Annotated in this window: 17 protein-coding genes; 10 read left to right on the top strand and 7 right to left on the bottom strand. The window is 74.4% G+C overall.

Translation table 11 applies throughout. From position 1 onward, the window contains the following. Positions 1-8 precede the first annotated feature (8 nt). Positions 9-1,703 (top strand): FAD-dependent oxidoreductase, encoded by a 1,695-nt coding sequence (locus PAI11_RS14475; RefSeq protein ID WP_007576102.1) that lies wholly within the window; start codon positions 9-11, stop codon positions 1,701-1,703. A gap of 14 nt (positions 1,704-1,717) precedes the next feature. On the opposite strand, the gene PAI11_RS24505 is transcribed toward PAI11_RS14475, so the two are convergent. Further along, the gene (locus PAI11_RS24505; RefSeq protein WP_007576100.1) at positions 1,718-2,320 is read right to left on the bottom strand and encodes a TetR/AcrR family transcriptional regulator; all 603 of its coding nucleotides are present in this window, start codon (positions 2,318-2,320) and stop codon (positions 1,718-1,720) included. An 84-nt stretch (positions 2,321-2,404) separates the two neighbouring features. On the opposite strand from PAI11_RS24505, the gene PAI11_RS14465 reads away from it, so the two are divergent. Continuing rightward, positions 2,405-3,658 (top strand): cytochrome P450, encoded by a 1,254-nt coding sequence (locus PAI11_RS14465; RefSeq protein WP_007576098.1) that lies wholly within the window; start codon positions 2,405-2,407, stop codon positions 3,656-3,658. A 15-nt stretch (positions 3,659-3,673) separates the two neighbouring features. On the opposite strand, the gene PAI11_RS24500 is transcribed toward PAI11_RS14465, so the two are convergent. Next, positions 3,674-5,347 carry a tyrosine-protein kinase domain-containing protein gene (locus PAI11_RS24500; protein ID WP_081488439.1) on the bottom strand — a complete coding sequence of 558 codons (1,674 nt, stop codon included), beginning with the start codon at positions 5,345-5,347 and terminating at the stop codon, positions 3,674-3,676. A gap of 211 nt (positions 5,348-5,558) precedes the next feature. Here PAI11_RS24500 and PAI11_RS14455 point away from each other — a divergent pair, with 211 nt between their 5' ends. The 4 genes from PAI11_RS14455 to PAI11_RS14440 are packed head-to-tail and all read left to right on the top strand — an operon-like array spanning position 5,559 to position 9,973. Further along, entirely contained in the window at positions 5,559-6,818 is a 1,260-nt protein-coding gene (locus PAI11_RS14455) for a glycosyltransferase family 4 protein (protein ID WP_007576094.1), read from the top strand. 13 nt (positions 6,819-6,831) lie between these two features. Next, positions 6,832-7,926 carry an NAD-dependent epimerase/dehydratase family protein gene (locus tag PAI11_RS14450; protein WP_040600414.1) on the top strand — a complete coding sequence of 365 codons (1,095 nt, stop codon included), beginning with the start codon at positions 6,832-6,834 and terminating at the stop codon, positions 7,924-7,926. Further along, positions 7,923-8,666: an FkbM family methyltransferase gene (locus PAI11_RS14445; RefSeq protein ID WP_007576091.1), complete on the top strand. Its 744-nt coding sequence runs from the start codon at positions 7,923-7,925 to the stop codon at positions 8,664-8,666. The genes PAI11_RS14450 and PAI11_RS14445 overlap by 4 nt, the downstream gene beginning before the upstream one ends. After that, positions 8,663-9,973, top strand: a complete 1,311-nt coding sequence (locus tag PAI11_RS14440) for an oligosaccharide flippase family protein (protein WP_007576089.1) — start codon at positions 8,663-8,665, stop codon at positions 9,971-9,973. Before PAI11_RS14445 ends, PAI11_RS14440 begins: the two co-directional genes overlap by 4 nt. On the opposite strand, the gene PAI11_RS14435 is transcribed toward PAI11_RS14440, so the two are convergent. After that, positions 9,965-11,512 carry a hypothetical protein gene (locus PAI11_RS14435; RefSeq protein ID WP_007576085.1) on the bottom strand — a complete coding sequence of 516 codons (1,548 nt, stop codon included), beginning with the start codon at positions 11,510-11,512 and terminating at the stop codon, positions 9,965-9,967. The two genes, PAI11_RS14440 and PAI11_RS14435, sit on opposite strands and share 9 nt — an antisense overlap. A gap of 147 nt (positions 11,513-11,659) precedes the next feature. Between PAI11_RS14435 and PAI11_RS14430 the strand changes: the two genes are divergently transcribed. Then, complete coding sequence (locus tag PAI11_RS14430) at positions 11,660-12,844, top strand: glycosyltransferase family 4 protein (RefSeq protein WP_244406548.1); 1,185 nt, start codon at positions 11,660-11,662, stop codon at positions 12,842-12,844. 149 nt (positions 12,845-12,993) lie between these two features. Continuing rightward, positions 12,994-13,524, top strand: a complete 531-nt coding sequence (locus PAI11_RS14425) for a CatB-related O-acetyltransferase (protein WP_425280476.1) — start codon at positions 12,994-12,996, stop codon at positions 13,522-13,524. On the opposite strand, the gene PAI11_RS14420 is transcribed toward PAI11_RS14425, so the two are convergent. Next, positions 13,506-14,360 (bottom strand): TylF/MycF/NovP-related O-methyltransferase, encoded by an 855-nt coding sequence (locus tag PAI11_RS14420; protein ID WP_007576079.1) that lies wholly within the window; start codon positions 14,358-14,360, stop codon positions 13,506-13,508. The genes PAI11_RS14425 and PAI11_RS14420 overlap by 19 nt on opposite strands. Before the next feature lie 142 nt (positions 14,361-14,502). Between PAI11_RS14420 and PAI11_RS14415 the strand changes: the two genes are divergently transcribed. Together PAI11_RS14415 and PAI11_RS14410 are read left to right on the top strand one after the other, a co-directional pair. After that, the gene (locus PAI11_RS14415) at positions 14,503-15,573 is read left to right on the top strand and encodes a glycosyltransferase WbsX family protein (protein WP_040600397.1); all 1,071 of its coding nucleotides are present in this window, start codon (positions 14,503-14,505) and stop codon (positions 15,571-15,573) included. Further along, positions 15,570-16,370, top strand: a complete 801-nt coding sequence (locus tag PAI11_RS14410; RefSeq protein WP_007576075.1) for a TylF/MycF/NovP-related O-methyltransferase — start codon at positions 15,570-15,572, stop codon at positions 16,368-16,370. Before PAI11_RS14415 ends, PAI11_RS14410 begins: the two co-directional genes overlap by 4 nt. On the opposite strand, the gene PAI11_RS14405 is transcribed toward PAI11_RS14410, so the two are convergent. From PAI11_RS14405 to PAI11_RS14395, 3 genes are all read right to left on the bottom strand, one after another. Then, positions 16,360-17,610 carry a glycosyltransferase family 4 protein gene (locus PAI11_RS14405; protein WP_007576073.1) on the bottom strand — a complete coding sequence of 417 codons (1,251 nt, stop codon included), beginning with the start codon at positions 17,608-17,610 and terminating at the stop codon, positions 16,360-16,362. The genes PAI11_RS14410 and PAI11_RS14405 overlap by 11 nt on opposite strands. Then, the gene (locus tag PAI11_RS24495) at positions 17,610-18,377 is read right to left on the bottom strand and encodes a class I SAM-dependent methyltransferase (RefSeq protein WP_007576071.1); all 768 of its coding nucleotides are present in this window, start codon (positions 18,375-18,377) and stop codon (positions 17,610-17,612) included. Before PAI11_RS24495 ends, PAI11_RS14405 begins: the two co-directional genes overlap by 1 nt. 116 nt (positions 18,378-18,493) lie before the next feature. Continuing rightward, on the bottom strand, positions 18,494-20,328 hold a 1,835-nt coding region (locus PAI11_RS14395; RefSeq protein WP_138974326.1), incomplete at its 5' end, for a RecQ family ATP-dependent DNA helicase.

Here is a 20,328-nt window from a genome sequence, read left to right as displayed (position 1 = left end):
GACCCGCGATGCCCCAGCCCGATTCGACGTTCGACACCGACTGGCTCGTCATCGGGTCCGGGTTCGGCGGCAGCGTGTCCGCGATGCGCCTGGCCGAGAAGGGCCACCGGGTGACGGTCCTCGAGCGCGGCGAGCACTTCCGCGACGAGTCCGAGATGCCGCGCTCGTCCTGGGACCTGCGCAAGTACCTCTACATGCCCCGCGCCGGCCTGCGCGGGCTCTTCAAGCTGACGTTCTTCAAGGACGTCTTCGTGATGTCCGGGGCCGGCGTCGGCGGCGGCTCGCTCGTCTACGCGATGACGCTCTACGTCCCGCCGCAGGCGTTCTTCGAGGACGGGCAGTGGGCGGGCATCGCGGACTGGCGCAGCGAGCTCGCCCCCCACTACGAGACCGCGCAGCGGATGCTCGGCGTCACCGACGTGGTCGAGGACGACCCCGCCGACCAGCTGCTCAAGCAGTACGCCGGCGAGTTGGGCGTCGAGCACACCTACCGCAAGGCGCGGGTCGGGACCTACCTCGACACGCCCGGCGAGGAGGTCGCCGATCCGTACTTCGGCGGCGAGGGGCCCGCGCGGACCGGCTGCTCGCGGATCGGCCGCTGCATGCTCGGCTGCCCGCAGGGCTCCAAGAACAGCCTCGACAAGAACTACCTCTGGTTCGCCCAGCGCGACGGGGCGACGGTCCGCGCGGGCCGCGAGGTCGTCGCGCTGCGCCCGCTGAACGGCACCGACGGGGCCGACGGCTGGGAGGTCCACCACGAGCGGACCGGCCGGCGGCGGCGCAAGGACCGGCAGGTGATCCGCGCCCGCGGGGTCGTCGTCTCGGGCGGCGCGCTGGGGACCAACGAGCTGCTGGCGCGCTGCAAGCTCCAGGGCGACCTGCCCAAGGTCTCCGACCGGCTCGGGCACCTGGTGCGGACGAACAGCGAGGCGGTCCTCGTCGTGACCGTCCCCGAGGGCCGCGCCGAGGCGCTCGCCAAGCGCGTCGCGATCACGTCGTCGATCTACCCCGACCCCCACACGCACATCGAGACGGTCACCTACGGCGCCGGCGGCGGCGCGATCCGCAACCTCTTCACCGTCCTGACCGGCGGCGGCAACCGCGTCACCCGGCCGTTGAAGTGGCTCGGCCAGATGGTCCGCCACCCGGGCTGGGTCGCGGAGCTGCTGATCAAGCCGCGGTGGGGCGAGCGGTCGATCGTCGTGCTCGTGATGCAGTCGCTGGACAACTCGATGCAGCTGGTCGCGCGCCTCCGCCGCGACGGCCGCGTGAAGCTCCAGACGCGCCAGGACCCCGATCACCCGAACCCGACGTTCATCCCGGCCGCCAACGCGTTCACCGAGTGGCTGGCCCGCAAGACCGGCGGAGCGCCCGGATCCGCGGTCCCGGAGGCGCTGCTGTCGATCCCGACGACCGCGCACATCCTCGGCGGCGCCCCGATCGGCGCGAGCCCGGAGCACGGCGTCATCGACGAGCGCCACCGCGTCTTCGGCTACGAGAACCTGCTGGTCTGCGACGGCGCGGCGATTCCGGCCAACGTCGGCGTCAACCCGTCGCTGACGATCACCGCGATGGCCGAGCGCGCGATCGACCACGTGCCGCCGAAGCACGCCGGCGCGACCGTCCACCATCGCGGTCGGACCGCGATCGCCGGCAAGACCGCCGGCGGCGAGCCGGAGCCGCTGGCCGCAGCGCCGGCCTAGATGTAAGGGCTAGGTCAGCCGCCGGCGGTCCCGAGCCCGGCCGACCACTGCTGCGCGAGCGCCTCGGTGACGGCGGGATCGACGTGGTCGCGGCCGCTGAGGTGCTCCACCAACGTCGCCTGCGTCGACCACGCCAGCGTGAACGCGCGGGCGTGCACCGCCGCGGGCTCCGCGTCCGGATCGGCTCGCGAGATCCAGGCGCCGATCCGGACCTCGAACCGCTCGTGCAGCGCCCGCCACAGCGCGCGCACCTCGGGGTCGTAGGTCGCCGCCTCGGCGAGCAGCAGCGCGGCTCCGCGCCGCTGCTCGAAGACCTGCGCGACGCGCTCGACCGTGTCGCGGACCGGCCCGCCGTCCTCGCCCGCCAGCCAGCCGTCGACCTGCGCACCGAGGTCGCGCTCGAACCGCTCCGCGATCGCGACGGCGAGCGCGCGCTTGTCGGTGAAGTAGGCGTAGAAGCTCGCCCGCGAGAACCCCGCCCTCGCCGCCAGGTCCCCGATCGAGATCTCGCTGTAGCTGGTGCCCTCGGCCACCGACGCCTCGGCCGCGTCCAGGAACGCGCGGGTGCCCCGCTCGCGGGCTTCTGCGGCGCGGGAGTTCGAGCGGACGAGCGGCATCCGCAGGAGGCTACAACCAACACGGCACGGCGACTAGACGGCAAAACTTGACAGTGCGTCAAGTCTCGGGGTAGCGTCTTGCCCATGGCGACCCTGGACCGCACCCGCATCGATCTCGGCGACCACGGCCTCTGGGTCGACGGCCCGCCCTACGAGCTCTTCGACCGGATCCGCAGCGAGCCGGGCGTGCACTACAGCGAGAACGCGCACTGGCCCGACGAGGACGGCTTCTACTCGCTCGTGCGCGCGGCCGACGTCGCCCAGGCGTCGCGCGACCTGAAGACCTTCTCGTCGGAGCGGCGCGGGATCATGGTCGTCGACGACATCGGCGTCCCGCTGGACATCCAGCGGCTGCAGATGATCTCGATGGACCCACCCCGCCACGACCGGATGAAGAAGCTGGTCGGCAAGGCGTTCACGCCCGGCCGGATCGCCGCGCACGAGGACGCGACCCGCAAGATCGTCTGCGACGTGCTGGACCGCTTCGTGGGCCGCGAGGCCGTCGACCTGGCCGTCGACATCGCGCGGCCGGTTCCCGCGCGCGTCATCGGATCGCTGCTCGGCACGCCCGAGTCCGACGACCCCAAGCTGGTCCATTGGACCAACGTGATCACCGCCTGGGAGGACCCGGAGATCCGCCGGCAGTGGGGCGACACGGGCGACGAGTTCCAGGACATCGTCGCCTACATCGAGGCCGTGCGGCAGGAGCGGGCCGAAGACCTCGGCGACGACCTGCTGTCGGCGCTGCTGACCGCCGAGGTCGACGGCGAGCGGCTGGAGCCGTTCGAGATCGCGACCTTCTTCGTCCTGCTGCTCGCCGCCGGCAACGACTCCACCCGCGCCACCTACGTCGCCACGATGCGAGCCCTGATCGAGCACCCCGAGCAGCGCCGGATGCTGCTCGACGACCCGTCCCTGATCCCCGCCGCGGTCGAGGAGGGCCTGCGCTGCTTCCCGGCCTTCGGGTTCATGGGCCGCGCGACCACGCGGGAGGTCGAGATCGGCGGCCAGACGATCCCCGAGGGCGCGCGCGTGCTGCTCTGGTACATCGCCTCCAACCGCGATCCCGAGGTCTTCGACGACCCGCACCGCTTCGACATCACCCGCACCAACCTCGACCGGCACCAGGCGTTCGGCGCCGGCGGCCGCCACTTCTGCCTCGGCACCGCGCTGGCCCGCCTGGAGCTGCGGATCTGGATCGAGGAGACCCTGAAGCGCTGGCCGGCGATGGAGCTCGACGGCCCCGGCACCCGCATGGAGTCGCTGTTCCTGAACCAGTGGAAGCGCAGCCCCGTCCGGCTGGGTCGTGGGGCCGAGGTCGGCGACGGGGCCCGGTAGGCGCGCCGCCGTTCGCTACCGCCGCCGCCAGCGCCAGCGACCGCGACCGTGGCGGCGACCGGGCCGCTCCCGCCGACGGCGGGGCTTGGCCTCTCCGTGGTTGGCGTAGCCGTAGTAGTAGTTGGCGTCGCGGTAGGAGTAGGCCCCGCGGCGGCCGGCGTGACGGCGGGTGATCCCGGTGGCGACCGTCGCGATGCCGTTCTCGCGGAGGCGCCGCAGGGCGTCGCGCGCGGCCACGAACACGTCGCGGTCGACGCGGTCGATCCGGCAGCAGAGCAGCACCATGTCGCTGACCGGCACGAGCGCGGTGGTGTCGGGCACCGGAAGCAGCGGGGCGGTGTCCAGCACGATCAGGTCGTAGGCCTCGCGGACCTCGGTGATGAAGTCCGCGAACCGCGCCGACTCCAGGAGGTCGGCCGGCCGCGGAACGCCACGGCCGGCGGGGATCACGGTCAGCCCGCCCGGCGCGTCCCGGTCGAGGTCGGGGAGCGCGATCGACCGGATGACGTCGGCCGGCTCGACCCGCCGCGCGAGGTAGTCGCTCAGCCCGGGCTCGTCCGCGATCCCGAAGCGGTGGGCAACGATCGGCCGCCGGAGATCGACGTCGATCAGGAGCGTCCGGTCGCCCGCGTAGGCGCTGGCGACCGCGAGCGAGGCGGCGACGGTCGACTTGCCCTCGCCCTCCAGGCCGCTGGTGACGACGACGACCTGGTGCGGGGCGTCGACATGCACGAACCCGAGGTTGTTGCGCAGGACCCGCCCGGCGTCGGCGGCCATCTCCCCGCGGGAGGAGTGATCGCGCACCATCGGCGCGTCGATCCCCAGCGTCGCGACCGCGAAGTGGCCGATCGTCGGCAGGTCGAGGACCCGCTCCAGGTCGGTGACGTCCCGGATCCGGCGGTCGAACGCGCGCCGCAGCGCCGCCAGCAGCAGGCCGGCCAGGAGGCCGATGACGGCGGACAGGACGGCCAGGAACACCGGGCGCGGCGACACCGGGTCGGCGGCGGGCTCGGCGCGGGTCGCCTGCTGGACCGGCCGGGCGAGAGTGCTCAGCGCCAGCAGCCGGGAGCGCTGGTCCTGCAGCTCCTTGCGCGAGGCGCCGGCGGCGGTCTGCGGGCCCGAGCGCGGCAGCGCGTCCAGCCGCAGCTTCAGCTCGCCGGCCCGCGCCTCGTACTGCCGCCGCTCCTGGCTGGTCACCAGCTCGACCGTCTGCTCGCCGACGCGGTTGGCGAGCTGCGCGGCGAGCAGCGCGTCCGGCCAGCGGACCTTGATCGCCACGAGATTCGAGTCCGGCTCGACCGAGACCGACAGGTTGTCGCGCAGGCGATCGATGAACCGCTGCTGGCGCACCAGGGGCGGAAGCTGGCGGGAGACGCCCGGCGGCTGGTCGCCGAACAGGCGCGCGACCCGCACCAGGACGCCGGAGCGCTGGACCTGGGCGACCCCGGCCGCCGCGACCTGCGCGGGCTGCTGGGTGGGCGCGACCGGGACCCCCGTGAGCGAGACGTCGGACGAGGGGTCGCTGAAGGCGAGCTTCGCGGTCCCCTCGTACTGTGGGACGGCCCGCAACGAGACGAAGAGCGACGCCCCGACCGCGATCATCGTGGTCAGGATGATCAGCCAGCGGTTGTCCGCGACGAGCGACCAGAGGTCGTCGAGTCCGGTCTGCTCCTGCGGTTCGGGATTCATCGCGGTCGCTCGAGCGCGGCGCCTGGCGCCCAGCTGCTCGACGCCGGGACCGGCCAGTGCCACGCTGGCGTGCGGAACCTACCAGCGGCGCGACGCGCCCATCCGAACTGGGCGCCGCCGCCCGGACGCCGCGACCCGACCCCGCACGGCGCCATCGGGAATCCGTCCGACACCGGGAAGTGGGCGCAAGCGTGCGCGGTACGTTGCGCTCGTGAGGCTGCAGCTCTGGTCGTACAACTACGCACCAGAGCCGCAGGGCATCGCGCCGCTGAGCGCGACGCTCGCGCGCGGCCTGCAGGCCCTCGGGCACGAGGTCGACGTGGTCGCCGCGCACCCCCACTACCCCGAGCCCGTCTGGGGCGTGCGCCTGCGGCCCTACCGCGAGCTGCACGACGGCGTACGGGTCCTGCGGCTGCCGCTGTGGGCCGGGCGGCAGTCGGGGCTGGCCCGGATCCGCCAGGAGCTCAGCTTCACCTCCGCCCTCGCGATCGCCGCGCCGTTCCTGGGCCGGCCGGACGCGCTGATCGCGGTCACGCCCTCGTTCCCGGCGCTCGGCGTGGCGATGACCGCGAGCCGCCTGCGACGGATCCCGTGGGTGATGTGGCTGCAGGACATCGTCACCGACGGCGCGGCGGCGACCGGGGAGCTGACCGAGACCAGCGCCGCGCTGCGCCTCTCGCGCCGGCTCGAGATCGCCGCCTACGCGTCGGCGGCCCACGTCGTCACGGTCTCGGACGCGTTCCGCGACAACCTGATCGCCAAGGGCGCCGACGCGTCCCGGATCACCCGGATCTTCAACCCGGCCAGCCAGGCGATGGCGGACGCCCCCCGTCCCCCGACCACCGTGCCGCCGCGGATCCTGGTGCTGGGCAACATCGGCCACACGCAGGGCCTCGACGGGATCATCGAGGCGTTCCAGGACGCCCCCGAGCTCGCCCGGCTCGGCGCGGAGCTGCACGTGATCGGCGCCGGCGTGGTCGCGGAGCGGGCTCGCGCCCGGATCCGCACGCCGCGGGTGCGGATGCCCGGGGTGCTCACCGGCGACGCGCTGCTCGACGCGCTCCGATCGGCGCACGTCGGCGTGGTCAGCCAGCGCCCCGACCTCCCCGAGTTCAACCTGCCGTCGAAGCTGATGACCTACATGGCCTGCGGGCTTCCGGTACTGGCGTCGGTCGCCGACGGCTCGGAGGTCGCGCGGATCGTTCGCGAGTCGGGCGCCGGCTGGGTGACCGACGCCGGCGATCCCGCCCGGTTCGCGGCCGCGGCCGCGTCGGTGCTCCAGGACCCGGAGGCGCTGGCGCGCGCCGCCGCGGCCGCGCGCCGCTTCGCCGACGAGCAGTTCTCGCCCGAGCGCGTCGCCGCGCGGTTCGACGCGGTCCTGCGCGACGTCGTCGGCCGCTCGAACGGCCGCGCGCCGCACGATCGCGACCGGGCAGGGCGATCGACTGGCGTCCCGTCCTCCGACCGGTGAAACTGATATGCGGATGCCAACGGCGATCGTCACCGGCTCTGGAGGGCTCATCGGCTCCGAGGCCGTCCGCCACTTCGCGGCGCTCGGCTACGACGTCGTCGGGATCGACAACGACATGCGGTCCCGGTTCTTCGGGCCACACGCGTCGACCGCGCCGACCACGAGCCGGCTGGTCGCCGACCTGGGGGACGCGTTCACCCCGCTGGTCGCCGACATCCGCGACGCCGACACGATCCGCGAGATCGTGGCGACCCATCGGTCGACGCTCGAGCTGGTGGTCCACGCCGCGGCGCAGCCGTCCCACGACTGGGCGTTCGACAACGCCCAGACCGACTTCGCGATCAACGCCAACGGCACCCTCAACCTGCTCGAGTCGGTGCGCCACGAGCAGCCCGACGCGACCTTCGTCCACCTCTCGACCAACAAGGTCTACGGCGACCAGCCGAACGCGCTGCCGGTGACCGAGACGCCGACGCGCCTCGAGCTGCCCGCCGACCACCGCTACTTCGGCGGCATCGACACGTCGATGCCGCTCGATCGCAGCATGCACTCGATCTTCGGCGTGTCGAAGGCCGCGGCGGACCTGATGGTCCAGGAGTACGGCCGCCAGTTCCAGATGCCGACGGTCTGCTTCCGCGGGGGCTGCCTGACGGGCCCGGCGCACGCCGGGACGAAGCTCCACGGCTTCCTGAGCTACCTGATGCGCTGCACGATCACCGGCGAGGCGTACACGATCATCGGCTACGACGGCAAGCAGGTGCGGGACAACATCCACTCCGCCGACGTCGTCCGCGCGATGGAGCTGTTCCACCGCGCGCCGACCGCGGGGGCGGTCTACAACCTCGGCGGCGGCCGCGAGAACAGCGTCTCGGTCCTCGAGGCGATCGAGCTCTGCGAGGCGATCTCCGGCAAGGGCCTCTCGCGCACGACCGTGCCGACCCCGCGGGCCGGCGACCACCGGTGGTACGTCACCGACCTCACCGAGCTGCGTCGCGACTACCCCACGTTCCGTCCCACGATCGGCGTCGGCCAGATCCTCCAGGAGATCCACGACGTCAACCGCGACGCCTGGGAGCGGACCCCGTCCGACGTCGGACGGGCCGCGTGAGATCGGCCCGCCGCCACCTGGCGCGGGTCCGCAAGCTGCTCCTGATCCTGCGGACGCCGGACTACCGGCGCGGCCTCCGCTTCGGCGTCGCCGCCGCGACCGAGCACCACCGGACGCCGCTCGCGACGACCTACGCGACCGTGGTCGACGTCGGCGCCTCGCACGGGCAGTTCGCGCTCGTCGCCCGCCACCGATTCCCCGGCGCCCGGCTGATCTGCGTCGAGCCCCAGCCGACGGCCGCCCGCCTGATCGAGCGGGTCGCCGGAAGCGGGGTCGAGGTGATCACCGCCGCCGCCGGCGCGCGGGACGGCGAGGCGACGCTCCACGTCGCGGCCGCCGACGACTCCTCGTCGCTGCTGCCGATCGGCGAGCGACAGGTCCGGGAGTTCCCCGGGACGCACGAGGTCGCGACCCTCGCCGTGCCGCTCGTCGCGCTCGACCGCGTCGTCGTCGCGCCGCGCGGGCCGGTCCTCCTGAAGATCGACGTCCAGGGCGGGGAGCTGGCGGTCCTGCTCGGTGCCGAGCGGCTACTCGACGCCGTCGCGACCGTGCTGGTGGAGTGCTCGTTCGCCGAGCTCTACGCGGGCCAGCCGCTCGCCGACGACGTCGTCGCGTTCCTGCGCGATCGCGGGTTCCGCCTGGCGGGGGCCTTCGGCCAGGTCGCGGGCCGCGACGGCGCGGCGCTCCAGGCCGATCTGGTCTTCGAGCGCGACCGGCCCGCGAGCCCCGACCGGCCGTGACGACCCGCGCCGAGGCGCCGGTCGCCCGCCACGGGCTCGGCGCGAGCCTGTCGGCGTCGGTGGCGATCCTCTGCGTCAACCTGGTGACCGGGGTGCTGCTCGCGCGGAGCCTCGGCCCGGTCGACCGCGGCGTCCTGGCCGCCGCGGTGCTCTGGCCGACGATGCTCGGGGTGGTCGGGACCCTCGGGCTGCCGGAGGCGGTCACCTATCGCGTGGCGCGGGACGGCGCCGTCCGGCCGGTCGTCCTCTGGACCGCGGCCGGAGCGGCCGCGCTCCAGGCCGCCGGGTTCCTGGTCCTCGGCGCCGCGGTCGTGGTCGCGGTGCTCGCGCCGCACGCCTCGGCGTCGCTCGGGCCGGCGCTCCTGTTCCTCGGCGAGATCCCGCTGGCGATCGTCAGCCTGACGTTCGCCGGGATGGTGAACGGGCGCTCCCGCCACACCGCGTTCCATGCGCTGCGGCTGCTGGTCGTCGGCGTGACGCTGCCGCTGCTGCTCGCGCTCGAGCTGGCCGGCGCGCTGAGCGTCTGGACGATCGTCGCCGTCTACCTGGCGTCCCGGATCGTCACGGCGATCGCGGCCTGCCGCATCGCCTGGCCGACGGGCGCCGCCGGGCGGCCCGAGTTCGACCGGGCGCTGGCCAGGGAGCTGTGGAGCTACGGCCTGCGCAGCCACGCCAGCGGGATCTCCGCGCACCTGAACCAGCGCGTCGACCAGCTGGCCGTGTCGGCGTTCCTGGCGGCGGATCGGCTGGGCACCTACGTGGTCGCGGCCAGCCTCAACTCGGTCGGCTGGCTGGTCGGGGTCTCCGTCGGCTACGTGGCGCTTCCGACCCTGGCCTCGACCGACGACGAGCAGCATCGCCGCGAGCTGGCCGAGCAGTTCGTCGGCCTGACGCTGCTGATGACGATCGCCGTCGCACTGCCGCTCGCGGTGCTCGCGCCGACCCTGATCTCGTTCCTCTACGGCGACGCCTACCACGAGGCCGGCAACATCGCGCGGATCCTGCTCGCCGCCGTCGTGCTCTACTCGGCCAGCCGCACGATCGAGGCGATCCTGCGGGCCGTCGGCCGGCCGCTCGACGCGGGGCTCGCCGAGATCCTCGCGCTGGTCGCGACGCTGGTCGCGGTCGCCGCGCTGCTCCCGGCCCTCGGCCTGATCGGGGCCGCCCTGGCGTCGGTGGTCGGGGCGGCGACCGGCGTCACCTGGATGCTCCGGCGCGTCTCGCTCGCCCTCGACGTCCCCGCCTGGCGCGTCGCCCTCCCTCGGCCGGCGGCGGTCCGGGCCGCGCTCCGGCGGCCGTCACGGTAGACCGGCCGCGGGCGACCGGGCGCCGCCGGGGTCGCGGTCGAGCGCCGGCAGTCGCAGGAGCACCCCGACGAGCAGCCAGAAGAGGACGTTCATCGGGTCCAGATCCAGGTAGGACCCCTTGAAGTTGTAGACCACGATGAACCCGACCAGCGCCAGGATCCCGGCCGAGACCGAGCGCAGCCGCGGGTCGCGCAGCCCGCGGCGCGTGCGCAGGCCGACCACCAGGATCGCGCCGAGCAGGCAGGCGGTCGTCACCAGCCCGGCGACCCCGAGCTCGAGCAGCGACTTCACCCACCAGCTCTCTCGGAAGCCCCCGCCGAGCGCCGCGAACGGGTTGACCTCGGGCAGGGCGTAGCGCGCGCTGACCGTGTCGACGCCCGTGCCGAGCCCGGTCAGGCCCCGATCGAGGGCGAACGCGAAGCCGTCGCGGGTGTTGATCCCGAACTCGTCGGAGGCGTGCTGGAGGAGGTCCTGGAAGAGCGGCCGGATCCCGGCGCCGAGCACGCCGACGGTGGCGATCACCGCCACCCCGGCCGCCGCCGCCGAGGCCAGCAGGGTCCGCGGCCGGACCCCCACGAGCAGCAGCATCGCGAGCAGCATCAGCGGCATCGACAGCAGGGCCGCGCGAGCGCCGGACAGCGCGGAGGCCAGCGCGATCAGCCCCACCAGCCCGACCCCGAGCCCGCGGCGCCCGTGACCGGAGCCGAAGCGGCCGTGCCAGAAGGCGAAGGCGACGGGCAGCATCACGACGGTGAACAGGTAGTACTGCGTCACGAACGAGAAGGTCGACGACACGCGGTTGATCGACGCGCCGCCGGCCTCGATCGCCGCGAACCCCTGCGTCACCGCGACGGCCGCGTCGCCGTACCACGCGTAGACCGTCGCTCCCCGCCCGGTGTTCACGAGCACGCCCTCGACGATCCCGAGCAGGCAGACCGGCACCGCGGTCAGGCACATCAGCCGCAGCATCCGATCCAGGTCGTCGATCGTGCGGACCCAGTGGTACCCGAGCACCGCCATCGGCAGGTACAGCAGCCAGACCTTGGCGCCGATCAGCGCCACGAGCAGGTTCGGCACGTCCGGGTTGGCCATCTGGACCACGACCAGCGCCACCAGCGCCAGCGCCGGCAGCAGCGGGAATCCCGGGACCCGCCACCGCTGGCGCCCGGCGGCCAGCGCGAGCCCGAAGCCCACGTAGGCCGGGCCGACGAACAGCAGGTCCTTGAGCAGGGTCGCGGGCCCGGTCGACGGATAGGTGGCGATGATCGGGATCCCGGACACCGGCAGGAACAGGAGCAGGCCGGTCACCGACGACCGCCAGTCCCGGATCCCGACGGCCAGCGCCGCGAGCCCGACGACCGCGGCGAGCGGCAGCGCCGGCGAGATGCCGACCCCGACCGCCAGCCCGAGGATCAGCGCCAGGGCGAGCGCCAGCGCCGCGGTCGCGAGCGCGAGCCGCGCGGGCGCGCGCGACGGACTGCGACGAGCGGGCCAGCGCCCGGCCGCGGATCCCCGTTCGAGTTGCCAGATCTCGCCCATCGGGTCGTCGCGTGGACGACCGGTACGGGGTCCGCCGGGCGGCGTGGCCGTAAGCGGCGCGACGACGCGTCGCCCGCGATCCTACTGCCCGTCCGAGCGCTCGTGACGGGCGTCGACCGACGACCTATGATCGCCAGGGTGCACGTGATGTGGGTCAGCCACTTCCCGGTCTTCGGGGGCCCGCACAACCTGATGCTCCGGCTCGCCGACGGGCTGGCCGAGGCCGGCATCCGCAGCTCGGCGCTGCTGCCCGACGAGCCGGGCAGCGCCCGGGACCGGCTGACCGCGGCCGGGCTGCCGGTGGTGACCTGCGACCTGCCGCGGATCCGGAGGACGCGGGACGTCCGCGTCCAGGCGGGGTTCGTGGCGCGGTCGCTGGGCGTGGTCGACCGGATCCGCCGGGTGCTCGTCGATCACGACGTCGACGTCGTGATCGTCGGCGGGCTCGCGAACCCCGCGTCGGCGATCGCCGCGCACCGGCTGGGGCGGGCCGTGGTCTGGCAGATCCTCGACACCAGCACGCCGCGGCTGGCGGTCGACGCGGTCCTGCCGCTCGTTCGCCGCTGCGCCGACACCGTCATGCTCAACGGCGAGGCGCTGCGCCAGCACCATCTCGGCGGCGAGCCGCTGCCGCAGTCGACGTTCGTCTTCGCCGGAGCGGTCGACACGGCCCAGATGCGCCCGTCGGAGACGCTCCGCCGGCAGACCAGGGCCCGCTGCGGCGTGCCGCCGGAGGCGCTGCTCGTCGGCACCGTCGCGAACCGCAACCCGCAGAAGGGGATCGAGTGGTTCATCCGGGCGGCGGGCCCGATCCACCGCCGGCGACCGGACGCGTGGTTCCTGATCTCGGGCGCCGCCTACGCCAACCACGCGGGCTACGAGGCGCTGCTGGCGCGCGAGCGCGCGGCCTCCGGCGTCCCCCCGGAGCGCTGGATCGTGACCGACGAGCCGCCCCGCGACTGGTACCCCGCGCTCGACGTGAAGTGCATCACGTCGATCCCGGCGTCGGAGGGGACGACGACCACCGCGCTGGAGGCGATGGCCTGCGAGCTGCCGGTCGTCGCGACCGACGTCGGGGCGGTCCGCGAGGTCGTCCTCGACGGGGTCACGGGGACGATCGTCCCGCCGCTCGACGCCGCGGCGATCGCCGCGGCCGTGATCGAGCTGGCCGATCGCCCCGAGCGCCGTGCCCAGATGGGCGCCGCCGGGCGCCGGCGCGTGCGCGAGCGGTTCGACCTGGGGGCCTGCGTCGCCACCCACGTGGCCGCGATCGAGCAGGCGCAGGCGGTCCGGCGATCCCGCGCCGGCCAGACCACCGGAGCGCGCGCATGAGGCCGTCGACGACCAGCTCCCACCGCGGCCCGCTGCGCGCGCGGATCCGCGCGATGGTCCCCACGCCGCTGCGCCGGGTCTCGCAGCTGCTGCGCGGCCACGAGATCGAGCGCCGCGCCGACTTCTGGGACCTCGGCGAGCGGCTGATCATGGGCCGCTACAGCTACGGCCTGCCGCACATCCGCCACTGGCCGGAGCAGCCGCCGCTGCCGGTGGTGCGGGTCGGCAACTTCAGCTCGATCTCGGAGCAGGTGACGTTCTTCCTCGGCAGCGAGCACCCCGTCGACCGCGTCAGCACCTTCGGCTTCCGGCTGGTGTTCGACCAGCCGGGCGCCTTCGAGGACGGCTTCCCCCACTCGCGGGGCGACATCGTGATCGGCAACGACGTCTGGATCGGCTACGGCGCGCGGGTGCTGTCCGGCGTCACCGTCGGCGACGGGGCCGTGATCGGCGGCGGCGCGGTCGTCTCCAAGGACGTCCGTCCCTACGCGATCGTCGTCGGCAACCCGGCCCGCGAGGTCCGCCGCCGCCACAGCGACGAGCAGATCGAGGCGCTGCTCGAGATCCGCTGGTGGGACTGGCCCGACGAGCGGATCGTCGAGGCGATCCCGCTGCTCAGCTCGTCCCGGATCGACGAGTTCATCGCGCTCCACCGGCCCGGTCAGCCGCCGGCCGGCTGACCCTCGTCGCCCGGTCGCCGCCACCACACGCCGGTCCAGTCGGTCTGCACCAGCGGCACGTCGATGCCGTGCTCCCGCCGGAAGTCGTCGGTCGCGCGCCGGCACTCGGGATAGGCGCCGTAGTCGTCGACGATCACGATGCCCCCGGGCGACAGCTTCGGGTAGAGCGCGTCGAGGGCCGTCATCGTCGACCCGTACATGTCCCCGTCGAGCCGCAGCAGCGCGATCCGCTCGATCGGCGCCGACGGCAGCGTGTCCTCGAACCAGCCCGGCAGGAACCGCACGCGGTCGTCGAGCAGGCCGTAGCGGGCGAAGTTCCGCTCCACCTGCTCCTGGGACACGGCCAGCGCGTCGTGCTTCCAGAGGTCGTTGGAGGCGTCGGCGGGCCAGCGGCCGACGTCCGGCTTCGGCAGCCCCTGGAACGAGTCCGCGACCCACACGACGCGGTCGCGGTCGCCGAGCGCGCGCAGCAGCGCCCGCATGAAGATCACGCTCCCGCCGCGCCAGACGCCGGTCTCCACCAGGTCGCCCGGCACCTGCTCGCGATCCAGCGTCCGGACCGCGTCGGCGATCGCGTCGAGCCGCCGCAGGCCGACCATCGTCTCGGCGTGCGCCGGCCAGGCGCGGCCGTCCTCGACCGCCGTCGGATCGGCCGGGGTCGCCCGCACGAGCTCGAGGCCGCGGCGGGCGAGGACCCGGCGGACCGGCTCGTACGCCCGCTGCTTCCAGGTCCCGGGGGCCGGGCGCAGCGGCTCGTGCTGCTCGGGGAACAGCGAGCGCGTCAGGCACCCCTTCATGAGCTCGACATAGGCATCGGCAGCCGAGCGATCCGTCATGATCGGTCGAGTCTATGTCGTCGGCCGCGAGCTCAGGGGACGTGGGACCTGATCGTCACCCGACGGGTCGCCCCCACGGCCGCCTGCCCGGGCCGCCGGCCGCCCGCCGCCCGCCGCGACGGCCGCGCCGACGGGCCGCTCGATGACCGGGAGCGCACGCGTGCGCGCGCTCGCCTACTACCTGCCGCAGTTCCACCCGATCCCGGAGAACGACCGGTGGTGGGGCGACGGGTTCACGGAGTGGACCTCGGTGCGGGCCGCGGAGCCGCTCTTCCGCGGCCACCGGCAGCCGCGGGTGCCGGGCGACCTGGGCTACTACGACCTGCGCGACGATCGGGTCCGGGACCGGCAGGCGGAGCTGGCGCAGGAGGCCGGGATCGAGGGCTTCGCCTACTGGCACTACTGGTTCTCCGGCCGCCGACTGCTCGAGGCGCCGAGCGAGCGGATGCTCGCGACCGGCCGCCCCGGCCTCGGCTTCTGCTTCGCCTGGGCGAACATCTCGTGGTCTCGCGCGTGGACCGGCGCCGACCGCCAGGTGCTGGTGGCGCAGGAGTACCCCGGCGCCGACGACCACCGCCGCCACTACCGCGCGCTGCAGCGGGCGTTCGACGACGACCGCTACGTCCGCGTCGACGGGCGACCGCTGTTCCTGCTCTTCCGGCCGGGCGAGATCCCCGATCTCGCGACGATGGTCGAGGTCTGGCGGGAGGAGGCCGATCGCGCCGGCGAGCCGCCCCCCTACCTGGTCGGCGAGGCCGACTTCACGAACGGCCCGCCGGCCTGGCTTCCCGCCGCCTCGACGCTGCTGGACGGGATCGTCGAGTACAGCTGGATCCGGGCGATCGGGCGCGTCAACCGCGTCCGCCGCAAGCTGCCGGGGGCGGGCCGCCCGGTACGCGTGCCGTACGACCGGATGATCGAGCGGCTCTCCGTCCGCCGCGACGGGCTGTCGCTGCCGCAGTACCCGCTCGTGCTGACCGGCTGGGACAACACGCCGCGCTACCAGCGCGCCGGGGTCGTCTCCGAGGGCTACGCGCCCGAGCGGCTGACGGCGGCGGTCGCGGCCGCCCGCGCCTGGGCCACGTCGCTGGAGCACCCGCTCGTGATCCTGAAGTCGTGGAACGAATGGTCGGAGGGCAACATGCTCGAACCGGACGAGACGTTCGGCCACCGCTGGCTGGCAGCCTGCCGGGAAGGACTCGCCGCCGCATGAGCTGGGATCTCCGCGTCTATCCCGACAGCCAGATCGCGCGCCTGCCGCGACCGCTGCGGCCGCTCGCGCTCGTCGCCCGCAACCTCGTCCCGTCCGGCTCGCGGGCGTTCCGCTACGCCTACCGGTCGGTCGACCTGGCGACCTCGAACCGCAGCCCGTTCCTGGACGACCCGGCGTTCGAGGACGCCTACCGGCGGGTCTCCGACGGCTGGTACGACGGCGACGTCGACGTGCGCTGGCGGGTCTGGACGCTGGCCCGCCTGGCCCGCACCCGTCGCGGGCTGCCGGCCCACGCCCCCGGCGCCTTCGCCGAGTTCGGGGTCTACCGCGGCGGCTGCGCGTTCATCATCCTCAGCACCGCGGAGCTGCCCGCCTCGCAGCGCTACTTCCTCTTCGACACCTTCAGCGGCGTGCCCGACGACCGCCTGGAGGCGAGCGAGCGGCGGATGGGGATCGCCGGCGAGTGGGCGGACACGTCGGCCGAGGCCGTCGCCCAGCGGCTGGCGCCGTGGAGCGGCCAGATCGAGATCCGCCCCGGCGACCTCTTCGAGACGCTGCCCGCCACCGAGACGGGGCCGCTGTCGTTCGTCCACATCGACCTCAACGCCAGCGCGCCGACGATCGCGGCCCTCGAGTATGCCCATCCGCGGATGCAGCCCGGCGCGATCGTGGTCTTCGACGACTACGGCAGCCCCCGCTACGACGAGCAGCGCCAGCGGATCGACGACTTCTTCGCCGACGTCCCCGAGGACCTGGTCGTGCTGGCGACCGGCCAGGCGTTCGCGATCAAGCGCTGAGCGAGCCGCGCGCGAGCTCCTCGCGCAGGATCCCCACCACCTGGTCGCCGTAGCGCGACCACGGGAAGCGCTCCGCCCGCAGACGGGCCGCCGCCGCCATCCGCGCCCGGCGGTCGGGATCGGCCCGCAGCAGCGCCAGCCGCTCCGCGATCGCGTCGGCGTCGCGGACCGGCACGACGTAGCCCTCGACCCCGTCGCCGACGATGTCGTGCGCCGCCGTCCGGTCCGACACGATCACCGGCACCCCGCAGGCCATCGCCTCCATCGTCGTGAGCGGGAACCCCTCGGCCAGCGACGGGAGGACGTAGACGTCCGCCGCGCGGTAGAGCGCGGCCAGCTCGGCCCGCGGGCGCGCGGGCGCGTGGACGACGCCGGGCACCGACGCCCACGGGCGGCTGGTCCCGACCACCGGTCCCGCGAGCACCAGCTCGGCCCCGCTCGGGAACGTTCGGCGGAACGCCTCGACGAGGTAGGAGATCCCCTTGCGCTGGGTGATCTGGCCGACGAACAGGACCCGGAAGACGCCGTCGTCCGGTCGCTCGCCGGGCCGGAACATGTCGAGGTCGACGCCCAGCGGCGTGGTCGTCATCCGCGCCGGGTCGACGCCGCGATCGACGAACGTGCGGCGCTGCGCCTCGGCCAGCACGAGCAGGCGGTCGGCCTCGCGGTACTCCGTCTCGCAACCGCTGATCAGGCTGTCCGGGAAGTCGTGGCCCTGGAGCGTGGCGGCGTACTCCGGCACCCGCCGCGCCTCCTCGCGCATCAGCTCGCGGACCGTCGCCGGATGCGCGATCGGCAGGTCGACGACCGACCGCACGCCCAGCGCTCTCGCCCGCCGCACCGACTCCGCCGCGTAGGCGGAGACGGCCAGCAGCGCGCCGTCCGACGGCACCAGCGACCGTGCGACGCGCCGATCGAAGCGCCGGGCCTGGTGCAGGATCAGGCGCGTTCCCGCCGCCGTCATCCCGAGCCGCGCGGCGGCGACCCGGGCGACCTCCTCGGCCGCGGTGACGCTGCGCACGCGGTCCTCCGGCACGCCCGGCGGCACGCGCCGGCGCTCCAGCTCGGTCGCGACCCGATCGGCGACGCGGCCGGGGACCCGCCGGACGCCGCCGGTGCGGCGGGCGGAGACCGCGACCGGCGCCAGGTAGCGCTCGACCAGCCCCGCCGAGCCGACGGCCGACGCGGCGACCTGGAGCTCCGGATTGGCACCGGGGTTGGCGATCACGACCCGGGCCATCAGCGGCGAGCGACCGCCTCGGCCTTCAGCCCGATCAGGAGCCCGTGACCGACGAACAGGATCGGGCAGCGGCTCCGGACGGGGCCGACGGTCGGTTCCAGGCGGACCTCGGCGCAGGCCGCCCGGACCTGCGGAACGCTGTCGAACAGGCTGTAGCTCCAGGCGACGCCGTCCTCCTCCGACACGTACCACTCGTGGCCGCCGCGGCGGGCGCGGAGCAGCGGGCGCAGGAGCCCCGTCCGGGCCAGGACGAGCTTGAGCATCCGCGCCGGCAGCGGGGAGGACGGCTGGCCGTAGATGCTGGAGTCGGAGATGAAGACGCCCAGCCGCGCGACCCGCAGCATCTCGGCGACGACCGGGACGGGGTCCGGGACGTGGTGGAGCACGCCGGTCGCGACGACCGCGTCGTAGGACCCGTCGGCGTAGGGCAGGTCGTCGCTCGACGCCAGGTCGAGCCGATCGGCCGCGATCCCGTTGCGATCCCGCGCCACGTCGAGCAGCGCGGCGGAGGGATCGTTGCCGCGCACCGTCACGTCGGGCAGCGCCTCGGCGATCTGCATCATCGCCAGCCCGGTCCCGCAGCCCGTGTCGAGGACCGTCCGCGCGCCGATCCGCTCCAGGAGGCCGGGGATCCGCCGCAGCGCCTCGTCGTGCGCGCGCCGATCGTGCATCCGGTCGTAGTCGCCGCTCGTGCGGGCGTAGTAGGCGCGCTGAGCGGCGATCGGGTCGTCGACCGCACGCGGTCCCGTGACGCTGCCGAACCGCATGCGCCGCAATCTACTCGCCTGGGCGCGCCCCCGACCCGGGTGAACGGCGATCGGTCACGTGCTCGCCCCGCCGTCGACGGTCGCACGGCGCCGGACACGTGCCCCGGCGGGGCGGATCAGCCCCGCAGCAGCTCCAGCAGCGCGTCGCCGTGCTTCTCGATGAACGAGTTGCCGATGCCCTTGATCGCCAGCAGCTCGTCGGGAGTCGTCGGCTGCCGCCGGACGACCTCGCGCAGCGTCGCGTCGGTCGCGACGGTGTAGGCGGGCTTGCCGTCGGCCCGCTCGCGCCGCCAGGCCTTCAGCGGCGCCAGCTCGTCGTCGCTGACCGGCCGGCCCTCCTCGTCGGCGGGCGCGCTCCGGGACCCGCTCCCCCGGCCGCCCGTGACCTGGATCGGCGGCAGCCAGTCGACGGGGTCGTGCACGTCGCAGCAGCGGCCGAGCGGACGGGTGGGCTCGTCGTCCCCGAAGTGGTCGAGGAGCTGGCGTCGGCGGCAGACGCGGTTGTCGCCCGAGGCGTACTTCTCGATCGAGCGGTAGGCCTGCCAGCGGCGGTCGGTGGCGGCCCGGCACATCTGGACGATCCGCCGGTGGTCGACCTCGCCGGGCAGCACCCGCACCCGCAGTCGCCCGCCGGTGCCGGGCTCCAGCGCGATCGCCCCGGCCCGCTCGGCGACCGCGAGCGCGATTCGATCGCGCTCCTGGCCGGCGTCGGCGTCGACCTCGCCGTCCGGTCCGGCCTGGGCGCGCAGCCGGCCGATCAGGGCGCCGACCTGCTCGACGGTGACCTCGGCCTCCTGGATGAAGCGGACGAGCCGCCCCAGGTCCGACCGCGAGGCGAGCAGCACCGCGCGGGCGAGCTCACCGTCGCGGCCGCCGCGGCCCGCCTCCTGGTAGTAGGCCTCCAGCGATCCGGGCAGCGCCCAGTGCCAGACCGAGCGGACGTCGGCCTTGTCGACCCCCATCCCGAACGCGTTGGTGGCCACGACGACGTCCGCGTCGCCGCGCATGAACGCGTCCTGGCGGCTGGTGCGGACCTCGGCGGACATCCCGGCGTGGTACCCGACGGCCGTCATCCCGGCGGCCACGAGCATCGCCGTGACCTCCTCGGTGCTCTTGCGGGTGCCGCAGTAGACGACCGCCGGCCGGTTGGCCGGATCGGACACGCCCGCGACCAGCGTCGCCCGCTTGCGCGCGACCGAGCCCTGGCCGTCGAAGGGCAGCACGTCGAAGGAGAGGTTCGGCCGGTCGAAGCCGGAGCGCACCCGCGTGGGCTCGCGCAGCGCCAGCCGCTCGACGATCTCCTCGGCGACCTTCGGGGTGGCGGTCGCGGTGCAGGCCATCACGGGCGGGTGGCCGAGCTCGGCGATGACCGACGACAGGCGCAGGTAGTCGGGCCGGAAGTCGTGGCCCCACTCGCTCACGCAGTGCGCCTCGTCGACGACGAACAGCGCGATCGCCCGGGTCCGCAGCGCCGCCCGGAAGGTCGCCGACGCGAACCGCTCCGGCGCGGCGAAGCAGACCTTCGCGGTCCCGTCGCGGATCTCGTCCAGCGCCCGCCGGTTGGCCTCGGCGCCGACGCCGGACGCGAGCATCACGGCCGGGTGGCCGAGGTCGGTCAGGCGCGCGCACTGGTCGCGCATCAGGGCGATCAGCGGCGAGACCACCACCGTCAGGTCGTCGCCGGCGAGCGCCGGCAGCTGGTAGCAGAGGCTCTTGCCGCCGCCGGTGGGCATCACGACCAGCGAGTCGCGGCCGTCGAGCGCCGCCTGCACCGCCTCGCGCTGCCCCGGCCGGAACGCCTGCAGCTCGAGCAGCGGCAGCAGCGACTCGGGCGTGACGCCGTCGAGCGGCTGGCGCGGGAGGGCGGGGCCGGTCGGCGCGCGGACCGCCGGCGCGCGATCGGGGGCGGGGTCCGCGGCCCACCCGTCGTCGGGCGCGGACCAGGCGCCCG

Source organism: Patulibacter medicamentivorans (assembly GCF_000240225.1).
Classification (GTDB): Bacteria; Actinomycetota; Thermoleophilia; order Solirubrobacterales; family Solirubrobacteraceae; genus Patulibacter; species Patulibacter medicamentivorans.
The sequence above is the reverse complement of the archived record's forward strand: the minus strand, read 5'-3'. Positions and strand labels throughout refer to the sequence as shown.

What these genes read in the sequence shown, in the direction of transcription:
- PAI11_RS14475 (WP_007576102.1), top strand. Translation starts at nt 9, where the DNA reads ATGCCCCAGCCCGATTCGACGTTCGACACCGACTGGCTCGTCATCGGG.
- PAI11_RS24500 (WP_081488439.1), bottom strand. Translation starts at nt 5,347, where the DNA reads ATGAATCCCGAACCGCAGGAGCAGACCGGACTCGACGACCTCTGGTCG.
- PAI11_RS24505 (WP_007576100.1), bottom strand. Translation starts at nt 2,320, where the DNA reads ATGCCGCTCGTCCGCTCGAACTCCCGCGCCGCAGAAGCCCGCGAGCGG.
- PAI11_RS14425 (WP_425280476.1), top strand. Translation starts at nt 12,994, where the DNA reads ATGGGCCGCTACAGCTACGGCCTGCCGCACATCCGCCACTGGCCGGAG.
- PAI11_RS14405 (WP_007576073.1), bottom strand. Translation starts at nt 17,610, where the DNA reads ATGGCCCGGGTCGTGATCGCCAACCCCGGTGCCAATCCGGAGCTCCAG.
- PAI11_RS14450 (WP_040600414.1), top strand. Translation starts at nt 6,832, where the DNA reads ATGCCAACGGCGATCGTCACCGGCTCTGGAGGGCTCATCGGCTCCGAG.
- PAI11_RS14430 (WP_244406548.1), top strand. Translation starts at nt 11,660, where the DNA reads ATGTGGGTCAGCCACTTCCCGGTCTTCGGGGGCCCGCACAACCTGATG.
- PAI11_RS14465 (WP_007576098.1), top strand. Translation starts at nt 2,405, where the DNA reads ATGGCGACCCTGGACCGCACCCGCATCGATCTCGGCGACCACGGCCTC.
- PAI11_RS14415 (WP_040600397.1), top strand. Translation starts at nt 14,503, where the DNA reads ATGACCGGGAGCGCACGCGTGCGCGCGCTCGCCTACTACCTGCCGCAG.
- PAI11_RS24495 (WP_007576071.1), bottom strand. Translation starts at nt 18,377, where the DNA reads ATGCGGTTCGGCAGCGTCACGGGACCGCGTGCGGTCGACGACCCGATC.
- PAI11_RS14420 (WP_007576079.1), bottom strand. Translation starts at nt 14,360, where the DNA reads ATGACGGATCGCTCGGCTGCCGATGCCTATGTCGAGCTCATGAAGGGG.
- PAI11_RS14435 (WP_007576085.1), bottom strand. Translation starts at nt 11,512, where the DNA reads ATGGGCGAGATCTGGCAACTCGAACGGGGATCCGCGGCCGGGCGCTGG.
- PAI11_RS14410 (WP_007576075.1), top strand. Translation starts at nt 15,570, where the DNA reads ATGAGCTGGGATCTCCGCGTCTATCCCGACAGCCAGATCGCGCGCCTG.